Below are 12,574 nucleotides of genomic sequence, written 5' to 3'. Positions count from 1 at the left end.
GGGGTAAATTCCTGGCAAATAATACTTTTCTACTCCTGTAGTTAGTACTGTCTAAAAAGTAAAGTATATATTGTAAGACCGCTAACTATTGTTTTAGTCCCTTGGTGTAGTGGCAATCATGTGAGACTCTGGATCTCGCGACAGCGGTTCGACTCCGCTAGGGACTATCATTTTAATGTTCATAACTCCTTTTTATTCAGTGTTATCACTAAATCATAATCTCAAATCCAGAATTATCACCAGTAGTGCTGTGAACTATTTTATTATTCACCGAAGCCATGGTTACTGCGGCCCTTTAGTTACAACATATAAATGAATTATTACAAAAATATAAATGAACAGTTGAACAATTTTAAAAATGTAAAAGTCTTTAAACGTAGGAGACTCTTTAATAAAATGTAAAAGTCTTTTCATCCAACGAATGTAGCTAGTGAATCTAATGGGGGTTTTCATGAAAAATGAAGATATATGTGATGTTCACTGTATCCACGAGGATTCTGTAATAGAAATCAGATCACAGATGCTGGAGGATGAAACATTCCAATTACTTTCTGATAACTTCAAAGTACTCAGTGACCCCACCCGATTGAAAATTCTCTACGCCCTCATGCTGAAGGAAGTATGCGTTTGTGACCTGGCTGCAGTTCTGGAAATGACTGACTCTGCAGTATCGCACCAACTCCGGTTACTGAGGAATAGGAACCTGGTCAAATTCCGTAAAAAAGGCAAAATGGCTTATTATTCCATTTCTGACCATAGAATTGTGGATATGTTAAAAATGGAAACAGAAATTTCCGATTAATATTATACAAACCAATTAATTGTAGTACCTTATACAAAATTAGATTTTGAATGGATTTTTAACTAAGCCCCTGTGATGAAGAATAAATTGGTGCAAAATTGTTAATAAACATAAATTATTATATTATATATCAATCTAGTTGAATTAGATAGTTTTTAAAAAAATTGAATTGATTACCTGACAGGATAATAAATACTTGATAAACCGGGGCTCAAATTGGGGAAATATCAAGGAGAAAAGAATCAAGTAAATAATACAGAGGAAAAGGAAGTATTCCCACGATAAAGAGGTAAGTTTAATGAGATGGTCATTAGTTATATTGGCAGTTTTACTGCTGATAGTAGGTTATGCATATGTTTCGACCCTAAACGGTCCAATCACTCCTGAAGGTAGGCTGGCCTTTGTAAAGGTTGCCAACCCCGACATGTACCCCGGACACCTTCACTCCCAGTTACTGGCTAAATTTGCCAATGAGAGTGGTTCAAAATCCATTCTAGTGGTTCACTTTGCTGGTGATTCGAATTATCGATGTTATAAAGAAGGAAATGTGGAGATTCTGGAGTTGGCCTTTGTGGACACCCAGGGTACTGGTGCAGCCGGTGATACCAATTACTGGGATTCCCTTAAAATAGCACTATTTGGTGTTCCTGACGGCAGATACCAGTACAAGACAGACGGAAAGGTTTTCAATAACCTGGATGATGCCCTGAACTATCTATACGGTATTGCTGAGAAAAATGGACAGGAAGGCCCCATACCCATGTACTGGCACGGAACTGCCCGTAAAGATAATCCTATGTTTGCCCAGGGATGCGGATTCCCCCTTTTCTTTGATATTATGCGGAAGCAATACGGTGTCATACCGGCCTTCGTGTACACCTTAAGGGGAATGATCATGCCCTACTTCAAAGACCCCTACGCTAACTTTGAACTACAGCACGCCACCGAACTCCAGAACTACTATCAGGAAGGTATGATAAACTTCCGATAAATCTATTTTAGGGGAATTTTTCCCTTAACACCCTTTTTTATTAATTTTTAAAAAAAATATCTAATTGTACACGGCAGCTACTTTTTCCCCTTCCACTATTTTTCCTTTTTCTCTAATTCTTCAAAAATAAAACGGGGACGACGTCCGTACTTTGAAATACACTCCATAATCTCTTCATCTTCCACCTGGGGGAAGTTATTTTTGACTATCTGTATTATCTCTTCTGGAGAGTAGGATATGCGGATAATTTCAAAGAAAATGTTTAATAGGAAGACCAGGGTATCAGAAAGAAGGCTGAAGTCAGTCAGAAGGTCATATTTAACCCCCCGAAACTTGATCATAAAGGCCGTCTGAATGACCACGTTAACCTCCTCCAGGTCCTGGCGATGCTTCAGGTACTCCCTAAAAACTTTAATATAAAAAGGAAACGCTTTAATTCCATTATTTTCAGTCCAAAGACTTAATCCAAATCTATTTTCATCAATAAATTCTGAATCCAGGAGTTTATCGGCCAGTAATACCCCATCGTACTCTGCCACCTTCTGGTAAATTTCTTCATTGGTTTCAACACCCAGATCCTGTCTCAGAGTTTTGAAAAATTCACGGAAAACTTCAGATGAACTCATTTCCATTTTATCCAGGAACAGAGTGGGATCGTATATATTTAGATCCAGAATACGCAGGGCAGAATAGATGTTGGCGGATTTACCAGTACCAGGAGTGCCAATAATTAGTACAAACTTTCCTTTCTGATTTTTCAGGCTGCGGAACATGCGATATATTTTTCGAAAGGATCTGGTGAACACGAAGTCATGGTTATCCCCTTCAGACTGTACCCTAAATCCTGGCATATTTTTATTTTGATTTTATAGGTATAAATCCGTTTACCATTGGTCTGCTCCTTAAGGAAACGAGATCCCTACAAAAAGAAGTATTGATCTAATGAAAACCACTGAGAAAATATCTTTAAAAACCAGGAGATGATGAGGACAGAACAAGTAACAGGATCAGGGCGAACATAGTTTTCCGAAAAGTTTTAATAAATTAGGATTTAAAGATATTTATAAGTTAAATGAGTGGAAAAATTTATCCTTTACAATTATAAACCTCATTTACTGTGTTAATTAAAAACATTTACTGTATTTATCAAAAATTAATTTAAATAACGGTGTTTAATTATGGAAACTGTTAACATTCTGGTTGAGGCCTTACCCTACATCAAAAAATTTCACAAGAAAAAGATCATGATTAAGTACGGTGGCCACGCCATGATCGACTCTGCGGCCAAGAGCTCCACTGCCCGGGACACTGTTCTCCTGAAGTACGTGGGAATGAAACCCATAGTGGTACACGGAGGAGGTCCTGAAATCTCCCGTTCCATGAACAAACTGGGAAAGGAACCAAAATTCATTGGAGGATTACGGGTAACTGACCAGGAAACTATGGATATAGTGAAGATGGTCCTGGTAGGTAAAATAAGCACGGAAATCGTGGCCAACATCGGCCTCCATGGAGGTAAGGGAGTAGGATTATCCGGAAAGGACAACCTTCTCTTAAAGGCCTGTAAACGTTCACCCCAAGTAGTAGTAAACCAGGAAACCGGTGAAGAGCAGATGGTTGACCTGGGACTGGTGGGTGAGATTGAATCCATAAACCCTGAAATCCTGGATGTCCTAACTGAAAATGATTACATACCCGTAATCAGCCCAATAGGTGTGGATGACAAGGCAGATACACTCAATTTAAATGCAGACACTGTTGCCGGCGAAATAGGGGGAAAAATGGGTGCAGAAAAACTAATAATACTTACTGATGTCCCAGGAATCCTAAAAGACCCCACGGATCCCGGAAGCCTCATAAAAAAGGTCACCATAGCCCAGGTCAAGGAACTGATTGAGGATGGTACTGTCCGTGATGGTATGCTGCCCAAGGTCCTCACCTGTATCACTGCCCTTGAAAAAGGAGTTAAATCCGCTCATATAATTGATGGGCGGATTAAGCACAGCATACTCCTGGAAATATTCACCAAAGACGGTATAGGCACCATGATAACCCCATAATAGGACAACCAAATTTATTCTTTTTTTTAAATAATAAGTAGAGATTAAAAAAATTGGGCCTATTTGCATTAATAAGCTGCTATGAAGATAAAGAAGAAGGGTATAAAGATAAAATGAAAGGTAATGCAGATACTGAGGGGAATGAATAAAAATACAGAGGGAAATGTATGAAAATAAGCATAGTAACCGATGGACCCTACGGTGAACGGGCCTACGCCACCATTAAAGAGGAATTCGACTGTGACTACGTGGTAATGGAAGCTCCCCAATCCAGCTTCATGGATGAAATCCAACTCCCCCCAAAAACCATGTCCCAACTGGAAAAAGCAGACCTCATTTTGACCTATGTTCTACACCCTGACCTCACCCTGGACCTGGTTGACGCCCTCCACGATAAAGTAGAATGGATCATTGTCGGTGCCTGGAGAGGAGAAGGTTTTAAAAATCAGTTGGAAAACTATGGTAATGTAAACTGCCCGGAAAACATGTGCGACCTCACGGAGAATGGAAACCCAGTTTTCGATAAATTCGTCTCTAAATTCGGGAGACCTATAGTTCGGGTTAACTGCCAGGGCGATAAGGTGGTTGAGGTGGAGGTTCTCCGCTGCTCACCCTGTGGCAGCACTAACTTTGTGGCCCAGGAAATGGTAGGTGAGGACACCGCCACCCTCCCCATTAAGGCCGGTCTCCGGATACAACATTACCCCTGCCGGGCCCCTAAAATGCGACTGTTCACTGATGATGAGTGTAAAAAGGAAATGGCAGCTAATTTCCACAAGGAAGCCTTCCAGGAAGCCCTTAAACATAAAAAATGATTTAAAATTGAATTAATTCCTTTTTTAGTACCTAATTTTTTTAACCTATTTTTAACCTCTTCTCATTAATTACCCACTTAGAAACCATTTTCTTTAAATTAATCTTCTGTTATTAGCCTCTTTTTCCCTCAATGAAAAGGGGGTTTAAGTGTAAACTGGTCTACTCTGAAAATCCTGACAAAACCTACATTCATATAAATATTTAATAGTCCCCGTCACCCAACAAATGTATGTGAGAAATATGTTAGAAGTAGCAATTATTGGAGCCAGTGGCTACACCGGAGGGGAACTGTTGCGGTTCCTCCACACCCACGGTGAAGTGGAAGTTGTGGCTGCAACCTCCCGGCAATATGCAGACACCCCCGTCCGGAAGGTGCACCCCCATCTACAGGATATGAGTTTGGAATTTACCAACCAATCCCCGGAAGATTTGAATGTTGATCTGATATTTACCGCCACCCCCCATGGTGCCTCCATGAGCATAGTCCCGGGACTGGTTGAAAGGGGAATTAAGGTAGTGGATCTCAGTGGTGATTATCGTTTTGATGATATACACCTCTATGAGAAATGGTACGGCTTAAAACACGAAAACCCTCTGGAAGCAGTTTATGGTTTACCGGAGATGTACCGGGATGAGATCAAAAAAGCCAACCTGGTGGCCAACCCGGGATGTTACCCTACCGGATCCATCCTGGCTGGTATTCCCCTGGTAAAGGCGGGACTGGCGGATACCCTGATTGCTGACTCCAAAAGTGGAGTTAGTGGTGCCGGGATTAAACCTACCCCAGTTACACACTACCCCAATATCAGTGACAACATAGTGCCCTATGCAGTAACCACCCACCGGCACCTGCCTGAGATCCAGGAAAAACTGCAAAAATACGGGGATGTTCGTGTTTCCTTCACACCTCACCTGGTACCAGCCATCAGGGGTATTATAACCACTTTACATTCATTCCCAAATCAGGACATCAGCAGTGATGAAATTCAAAAGATGTACCAGGAGCAATACCGTGACGAACCCTTTGTCCGGGTGCTGGATGTGGGTGAAATTCCCCGCTTGAGTGCAGTGCGCGGATCCAACTTCTGCCACATTGGATGTTTCGAAATTGATGAAAATGGCCGTTTAGTGGTAGTCTCAGCTATTGACAACCTGGTTAAAGGTGCCTCTGGTGCAGCAGTGGCCAACATGAACCTCATGTGTGGGTTCAAAGAGAACATGTCCCTGGAAAGCTGTGGTTTACACCCCTAAAAAGGTGGTCTTAAATCACCACCAATAACTCCTGGAAGGATAAAACCCATTCCTGGTGAAAGGTTGTAAAGGATTTAGGCCAGTTATAAACCTTTATCCCCACCATAAAAGCCTGAATTACCGTTATAGGGGTGTGAACTACTACCCCTAAACCTTTATAAACTGGGATACATATAACTTATGAGATGAAAAGCAAAAGGTGAGAATTTCAATAATAGTACCCAGTAAATCCATTTATTCTTAAACTACCATTGAGTGTACCACTATACAAAAATCACCACAGTGTGAGTTTACACCTTCAGTAACCATTTATTAGAACCTAACATCTTTAAAACAAAATATTCTTATTTATTGAATTTTTGAGGTAAATCCTATGAAAACCATGATCCTGTTTTACTCACGAACCAGGAAAACTGCCCTAATTGCCAAGACACTGGCCCATGAAATCAATGCTGATTACTTGGAGATCACCGATCTCAACAACCGAGGAGGGGCCTTGAATTATCTTAGAGCATCAGTGGATGCTTTCCGCGAAAACAAGACCCTGATTAAACCAAAAACAGTGGATCTAACTGACTACGATCTGGTGTATCTGGGTAGCCCCACCTGGGCTGGTAAACCCGCACCAGCGATCATCACCCTCATTGACCAGTGCAACTTCCGGGGTAAAGATGTGGTACTCTTTGCCACCATGGGCAACTCTGGGGGGAATAAGGTTATCGAACGCATGCGAGAAAAAATTGAACCCCGTGGAGGGCGTTTCATCAAGTCCTTCCTGATTAAAACCGGTAACAAAAAGAGTGAAGAACTGGTGGAAGATGTTAAAGAGATGGTTAAGGAGGAAGACCTTACACTCTACGGGATATAGTATTAGAGCAACTCGATAAGGTTATTAAGGCAACTCGATAAACTAATTAAAGTATTTAGATCATTATGGAAATACGAACCAGGGAAAAATATTTAGGATAAAAATAGAAGTAATTTCTTGATAATCATAATTTCCCCTAATAGAAAATATATCTTCTATAATAGAGAATAATACAGGTTTATATAATTTTTAATTTGACTAAACTAACTGGTGATTAAATGGTAAAATTTGAAAGATTCATAGAATCATACAAACCTCTCATCGCCATCCCAGTGGCCATCACCATCATTTCCCTTCTATTAATCGCCTTTATAGGTGTTAATCAGGGAATAGAACTTAAAGGTGGTACGGAAGCAGTTATAAATCTGGATAAATCCATCAGTCAAAGTGATCTCCAGTCACTGATCAGTGCTGATTTTCCAGGTCAACAGGTGACAGTTAAATCTGTGACCAATAACCAGGCCACCGTGGCCATCACTGGAGACGTTGATGTGGTTAAACTGACATCAGTGCTTAAGGGCACCGGAACTATTTCCAGCTATAAATCTGTGGGTCCGGTGTTGAGTGCAGAATCAATGACCCAGATCTACTATGCTCTGGCCTTTGCCTTCATATTCATGAGCATAACGGTGTTCATCATCTTCCGTGATGTGGTCCCCAGTCTGGCAGTTATTTTCGCTGCCTTATCTGATATCATCATTGCCGTGGGTGGGATGAGCTTATTTAACATACCCCTGTCCATCGCCTCAGTGGGTGCACTGTTAATGCTTATCGGTTACAGTGTGGATACAGATATACTCCTAACCACCAGAATTCTTAAAAGAACCGAAGGTACAGTGACTGAAAGGGCACTCGAGGCTATGAAAACTGGTTTAACCATGTCGGCCGCAGCTATTGGTTCCATGGTAGCACTGTATCTGGTGGTTATGTTCCTGATACCCGCTGCCCATACCATGGCAGATATAGCTGCCGTGCTCATAGTGGGACTGGTGGCTGATGTCCTGGCCACCTGGCTCATGAACCTGGGAATACTAAGATGGTACACGGAGGCACGTAAATGAATATCAAGGAATTCCTCAAGGACAAACGGGTACTGCTACTGGTAGTGCTCCTCATTGCCAGTATTGGTGCCATCTCCTACCTGGGTATACAACAGGGTCTGGATTTAAAGGGTGGTTCCACCATCCAGCTCCAGCTGGAACAACCAGTGGACACCGCCACCATGAACACAGTTACTGCGGTCCTGGATAAAAGGTTAAACATTTTCGGGGTTAAAGACGTTAAAGTTTACCCCAGTGGAAACCAGAACGTTATTGTAGAGATTGCTGGGGTCCAACCAGATGATGTGACCAAGATCGTGGGGAGTAATGGTAAATTCGAGGCTAAAATCAACAACCAGACTGCCCTGGTGGGATCAGACATCACCCAGGTAAAATCCTACCAGGTAACAGGAACCCAATGGGAAGTTCCCTTCACCGTTTCACTGGAAGGTGCTAACCGATTCGCCAAGATTGCTCAGGGTCAGGCTGGAGTACCGGTGGAGATGTACTTGGATGACCAGTTAATTACTTCTCCTGAGCTTTCTGCGGAGCTGGCCAATGGACAGGCCTCCACTGATGTGATGATCAGCGGGAGTGAAGCAACCAAAGAAGACGCACAAAATCAAGCCAAAAGCACTCAGACCCTTTTACAATCTGGTGCATTGCCGGTTAAGGTGAAAATCGTGGGTATAAGTAGTGTTTCCGCTGATCTTGGTGATCAATTTATTAACGGTGCTTTAATAGCAGGTATACTGGCCCTGATCGTTATTGCCGCTATTATCATCGTCAGATACCGCAGCCCCATACTGGTGATACCTATCATGTTAACCAGTATTGCCGAGTTGATACTGGTTCTGGGAGCAGCGGCCGTGGTTCACTGGAACATAGATCTGGCAGCCATTGCCGGTATTCTGGCGGCCATTGGTACCGGGGTGGACGACCAGATCATCATTACCGACGAGGTGCTCAAGGGTTTCCAGGAGAAGAAGAGAATTTCTGGTGTGCGCCGGCAGATTAAAAAGGCATTCTTCATTATCTTTGCCTCAGCCGGAACCCTGGTAGCCGCCATGTTACCACTGGCCTACATTGGATTCAGCAGGGGAGCCACCGGAATAGGTATACTTTCTGGTTTCGCCTTCACCACCATACTGGGTGTTCTCATTGGAATATTTATAACCCGACCAGTGTATGCCAAATTCGTGGAGATGGTTCTGGATAAATAGGAATATCCAATATTCAGAACATGAAACGGGAATTTTACCCCCTTTAGGGTAATAGATTCCCTTTAATTTCTTTTTATTTTACATTTATTAAAGTCCTTAAAAAAAATCCTGTTAAAAATCTTTTTTCCTGATTTTGAATTGTTATTCTCATGACGGGCCTTTCTCCAATGTTTTATTGTCCCTTAAACTAAAGGATAATCTTATAAAATATTATCTGAATATATTTTGGTGTATAAGATTTGAATGAATTATTTGATAACCAGGTTGAAATTATCGGATAATAAGGTATCTAATGGAGAATGGTGAAACATGAAAGCTCCCCGGGAATTGAAGGTAAAACCTATTAAAAATGGCACAGTTATTGACCATATCAACGCTAATAAAGCTCTGAAAGTCCTTAAAATACTGGGACTTCCCAGTCCGGGGATATCAGTAACCCTGGCCATGAATGTGCAGTCCAGCCAGATGGGAAACAAGGATATTGTTAAAATTGAAGGACGGGAACTGGCATCCCGGGAAGTGGATGAAATTGCGTTGATCGCCCCCCAGGCAACTATCAACATTGTCCGGGATTATGAAATCGCCGGGAAAAGCAAAGTTAACCTTCTTGATGAAATCAGCAGTATATTGGAGTGTTCCAATCCCAACTGCATAACCAATACTGATGAACCAGTAACCACCCATTTCACCGTGCTGCAGAAGGAACCCCTAATACTCCGCTGTCATTACTGTGAACGTATACTGGATCAAACCGATGTGGAGACCCAGTTTAAAGTCTACTAAACACGTTAGTCTACTAACCACTTAGTCTACTAAACACAAATCTTATGATAAAAACCAATGAAGAATAGTAATCGGTTTCTGATTAATTTTATTTCATTCTCCTTTAACAACTTTATTTATCCAAAACTCATTTAGTACTAAACTCATTTGTACTAATATGTTAAAAAAAGCAATATGTTAAAAAAAATAGGATTTAATAAAACCAAATCTTTAGAAGGGGTTTCTATGGGGATAAAACGTGAAAGTGTGGAACTTAACACTTCCCAGCGGGTGGAGATTCAGGACATCACCCGGAAAGTGGAAGCAGTTTTAGACAACAGTGCAATTATAAATGGTCTCCTGAATGTTTACAGCCCCCATTCCACATCTGGAGTGGTTGTAAACGAAAATGAATCAGGTTTAGTAGATGATTTTAAATTAGCCCTTGAAAAACTGGTACCTGAGGGTGCAGGTTACCAGCACGACCGTATAGACAACAATGCCGACAGCCATATCCGCGGATTTCTTACAGGTGGCAGCGAAACCATACCCGTGGAAAAGGGTAGGATGATGCTGGGTACCTGGCAGAGCATCTTCTTTGTGGAACTGGATGGCCCCCGGCACAGAAGACTGGTGGTCACAGTTATGGGAGATTAATGAACATTCATAACCAGTTTGATAGGACTTATAATATAGTTTAAGACTTAAATACAGAATTTAATATGAATTAATGAAGGCATATGCTATTTTTTTCTATTAAACAGAAGAACTAACATTAAAATAAACTAAAATAAACTAAAATAAAAAAATATTGATTTTTCCCAGAACATCGAAATTAAACTCACTAAATCCAAACTCCATACATTTCTAGAATTCCGGGATAATTGTCCAAAGGTCCCAAAACTTATTTAATGGATTTAAACTCCACTTCCAGGGCCACCACCGGGTACTCCAGCTGGAAGTTACGGATGACCTCAGGGTGCATTTCACCGAAGAATCCTTCCACACATACCTGGGAGCTTCCCTCTTTAACTCCTTTTATGCAGGCGCATCTGCCCTTAATGAAGCTGGGGTGGTCCAAGTCTTCGATCTCCATAATCAGGCCCAGGTTACTTATCAGGGCATCACTGGTAGATTTTATTTCGGTGAAGTTGGCCTGGGAATGGGTGGTCATGGCGGCCATCTTCTTAACACCGGCGGTTCTGGTCTCAGTCTCCTCATCCAAGAAGACAGTTTCTCCCACTTCAAAGATCTTTTGGGGGAGTTCCTCGTGCTTGTTATCCTCCAGGAACTCTAAAAGACCGTTAAGGAGGCTCTGCCGGATCATGGTCCTGTCCTGACTTATAGGCTGGGCTACCTCCACCCTTTCAGTTTCAGGGAGTTTCATCTTCTGGTAGTGGTTCTCCTCGTTGGTTAACATGAGGCTCATGACCTCGGCAAATCCCAGTCCATTCATGATCTCCCGGACATTCTGGTCAAAATCAATGTAAGGGTCTACCCGGGCCACAGTAGCCACCTGAGGTAGTTCCGGTTCGATCTTGCGGAAACAGTAACCTATGGCCACGTTCTCTATGATATCCACCTCGTGGAGTATATCTGCCCGGTAGGATGGGATTTTAACCCGGACCGTGTCATCATTAACGGCATCTGCATCAAAACGAACTTTTTTCAGGGCTTTAACCACCTCATCAGCAGTAAGTGGTATTCCAATTAGTTTAACCGCATTTTTCACACTGACTGTCCTTTCCTTGGGGGTTAAATCCGGCCTTATTAGGGTTTCATCTTGATATATGTTTTCCATGGTCTGGATGGTGGCCCCGGACTCAGCAAAACTGGTGGCGATGATATTTAGGGTACGCTCTACTGCCTGCTGATCAGAGCCCGTCACATCCACAAAGAGATTTTTAGTGTCCGTGGTAAGTTTGGTTAACTCTCCATTGATTATAGGGGGCATGGAAAGTACATTATCCTCAGAATCCATTATCAAGGGGTACTTATCGAACTTATCTATTAAGTGGGCGTAGGCCTTTCCCTTCTTGTGCACGGTGAGTATTTCCCGGAGGGTCATTTCCTCCTCCATTTCCAGGGGTACAAAGGATACTTCATCAGGGTCAGCGGCGAGATAACGGAAAGGACCCTTTAAAACATCCAGGTTGTGGATTCCAATGGCCACCTTTTTACGGTCACGTCCTATCACCCAGTGCAGGTCTTCCTGGAAGTCCATTATCTGGGCTAGTTTCTCATCGGAAAATTCAACCCCCCGAACCAGACAGCAGGCAGTGTAGGGCCGGATACCCTCCAGTCCAGGGTCTATGGTGATACTGGTTCCAGAGGGTTCCAGATGGTACTGGGGCATTCCCTGTTCTATTCCCAGGAACCCCTTGAGTGCCCGGGCCACTCCTTCCACACTCAGGTAGTCTGGGCGGTTGGGAAAAAACTCCACCTTAACCTCTTCGTCATCGTAGTCCTCTATATCGCTCCCGATCATGGGGAGCATGTCTATGAGTTCGTCCTTGTCCATGGATCTATCCAATAATTCTTCCAGATCAGTGTAGGTGAATTTTATAACTGGCATGACTCTTTCCTCTATTTAAGTTATTTTCATGGTCTAAATTTGGTGTGATTTATCTAAGATTTTTGGGTGAATTTAGTTTTGTATAAATTATATTTACTGTGTAAATATTTGGTTTATGAATTTTAATTGGTTTATGAATTTTAATTGGTTTATGATATTTGATAAATGAAAATAAATTTTTTAATA

The 12,574-nt window shown here is 42.1% G+C and carries 12 protein-coding genes and 1 tRNA gene; 11 read left to right on the top strand and 2 right to left on the bottom strand.

The features are described 5' to 3' along the window. Positions 1-95 precede the first annotated feature (95 nt). The 3 genes from CIT02_RS00925 (at position 96) to CIT02_RS00915 (ending at position 1,793) form a co-directional block, all read left to right on the top strand. Positions 96-167, top strand: a tRNA-Gln gene (locus CIT02_RS00925). 284 nt (positions 168-451) lie between these two features. After that, a complete protein-coding gene (locus CIT02_RS00920; protein WP_292613150.1) occupies positions 452-802 on the top strand; it encodes a metalloregulator ArsR/SmtB family transcription factor in 351 nt (116 codons plus the stop codon). Between the two features lie 298 nt (positions 803-1,100). Further along, positions 1,101-1,793, top strand: coding sequence for a hypothetical protein (locus tag CIT02_RS00915; protein WP_292613148.1), 693 nt, complete (start codon positions 1,101-1,103; stop codon positions 1,791-1,793). 95 nt (positions 1,794-1,888) lie between these two features. On the opposite strand, the gene CIT02_RS00910 is transcribed toward CIT02_RS00915, so the two are convergent. Beyond that, entirely contained in the window at positions 1,889-2,644 is a 756-nt protein-coding gene (locus CIT02_RS00910; protein WP_292613146.1) for a hypothetical protein, read from the bottom strand. 327 nt (positions 2,645-2,971) lie between these two features. Here CIT02_RS00910 and argB point away from each other — a divergent pair, with 327 nt between their 5' ends. The 8 genes from argB to CIT02_RS00870 all read left to right on the top strand — a co-directional run bounded on the left by argB (position 2,972) and on the right by CIT02_RS00870 (position 10,470). Beyond that, entirely contained in the window at positions 2,972-3,853 is an 882-nt protein-coding gene (argB, locus tag CIT02_RS00905; protein WP_292613144.1) for an acetylglutamate kinase, read from the top strand. Between the two features lie 167 nt (positions 3,854-4,020). Continuing rightward, the gene (locus tag CIT02_RS00900; RefSeq protein WP_292613142.1) at positions 4,021-4,668 is read left to right on the top strand and encodes a DUF166 domain-containing protein; all 648 of its coding nucleotides are present in this window, start codon (positions 4,021-4,023) and stop codon (positions 4,666-4,668) included. A 241-nt stretch (positions 4,669-4,909) separates the two neighbouring features. Further along, entirely contained in the window at positions 4,910-5,920 is a 1,011-nt protein-coding gene (gene argC, locus CIT02_RS00895) for an N-acetyl-gamma-glutamyl-phosphate reductase (protein WP_292613140.1), read from the top strand. Positions 5,921-6,293: 373 nt separating this feature from the next. Further along, positions 6,294-6,788: a flavodoxin gene (locus tag CIT02_RS00890; protein WP_292613138.1), complete on the top strand. Its 495-nt coding sequence runs from the start codon at positions 6,294-6,296 to the stop codon at positions 6,786-6,788. Positions 6,789-7,006: 218 nt separating this feature from the next. Continuing rightward, complete coding sequence (locus CIT02_RS00885) at positions 7,007-7,849, top strand: protein translocase subunit SecF (RefSeq protein ID WP_292613136.1); 843 nt, start codon at positions 7,007-7,009, stop codon at positions 7,847-7,849. Further along, on the top strand, positions 7,846-9,051 hold the full coding sequence (locus CIT02_RS00880; protein WP_292613134.1) for a preprotein translocase subunit SecD: 1,206 nt from the start codon (positions 7,846-7,848) through the stop codon (positions 9,049-9,051). Before CIT02_RS00885 ends, CIT02_RS00880 begins: the two co-directional genes overlap by 4 nt. 309 nt (positions 9,052-9,360) lie before the next feature. Further along, complete coding sequence (gene pyrI, locus CIT02_RS00875; RefSeq protein WP_292613131.1) at positions 9,361-9,834, top strand: aspartate carbamoyltransferase regulatory subunit; 474 nt, start codon at positions 9,361-9,363, stop codon at positions 9,832-9,834. Between the two features lie 225 nt (positions 9,835-10,059). Further along, on the top strand, positions 10,060-10,470 hold the full coding sequence (locus CIT02_RS00870) for a secondary thiamine-phosphate synthase enzyme YjbQ (RefSeq protein WP_292613129.1): 411 nt from the start codon (positions 10,060-10,062) through the stop codon (positions 10,468-10,470). A 247-nt stretch (positions 10,471-10,717) separates the two neighbouring features. Here CIT02_RS00870 and pheT read toward each other — a convergent pair whose 3' ends face one another. Then, positions 10,718-12,388 (bottom strand): phenylalanine--tRNA ligase subunit beta, encoded by a 1,671-nt coding sequence (gene pheT, locus CIT02_RS00865; RefSeq protein WP_292613127.1) that lies wholly within the window; start codon positions 12,386-12,388, stop codon positions 10,718-10,720. Positions 12,389-12,574: the final 186 nt, after the last annotated feature.

This window comes from Methanobacterium sp. BAmetb5, assembly GCF_003491305.1.
In the GTDB taxonomy this organism is placed as follows: domain Archaea; phylum Methanobacteriota; class Methanobacteria; order Methanobacteriales; family Methanobacteriaceae; genus Methanobacterium.
Note: the sequence above shows the minus strand (reverse complement) of the source record. Positions and strands in the feature narration are given on the sequence as shown.

Excerpts from the sequence above, each read along its gene's own strand:
- CIT02_RS00915 (WP_292613148.1), top strand. The coding sequence starts at position 1,101 with ATGAGATGGTCATTAGTTATATTGGCAGTTTTACTGCTGATAGTAGGT.
- CIT02_RS00870 (WP_292613129.1), top strand. The coding sequence starts at position 10,060 with ATGGGGATAAAACGTGAAAGTGTGGAACTTAACACTTCCCAGCGGGTG.
- CIT02_RS00910 (WP_292613146.1), bottom strand. The coding sequence starts at position 2,644 with ATGCCAGGATTTAGGGTACAGTCTGAAGGGGATAACCATGACTTCGTG.
- argC (WP_292613140.1), top strand. The coding sequence starts at position 4,910 with ATGTTAGAAGTAGCAATTATTGGAGCCAGTGGCTACACCGGAGGGGAA.
- pyrI (WP_292613131.1), top strand. The coding sequence starts at position 9,361 with ATGAAAGCTCCCCGGGAATTGAAGGTAAAACCTATTAAAAATGGCACA.
- CIT02_RS00920 (WP_292613150.1), top strand. The coding sequence starts at position 452 with ATGAAAAATGAAGATATATGTGATGTTCACTGTATCCACGAGGATTCT.
- pheT (WP_292613127.1), bottom strand. The coding sequence starts at position 12,388 with ATGCCAGTTATAAAATTCACCTACACTGATCTGGAAGAATTATTGGAT.
- CIT02_RS00885 (WP_292613136.1), top strand. The coding sequence starts at position 7,007 with ATGGTAAAATTTGAAAGATTCATAGAATCATACAAACCTCTCATCGCC.
- CIT02_RS00880 (WP_292613134.1), top strand. The coding sequence starts at position 7,846 with ATGAATATCAAGGAATTCCTCAAGGACAAACGGGTACTGCTACTGGTA.
- CIT02_RS00890 (WP_292613138.1), top strand. The coding sequence starts at position 6,294 with ATGAAAACCATGATCCTGTTTTACTCACGAACCAGGAAAACTGCCCTA.
- CIT02_RS00900 (WP_292613142.1), top strand. The coding sequence starts at position 4,021 with ATGAAAATAAGCATAGTAACCGATGGACCCTACGGTGAACGGGCCTAC.
- argB (WP_292613144.1), top strand. The coding sequence starts at position 2,972 with ATGGAAACTGTTAACATTCTGGTTGAGGCCTTACCCTACATCAAAAAA.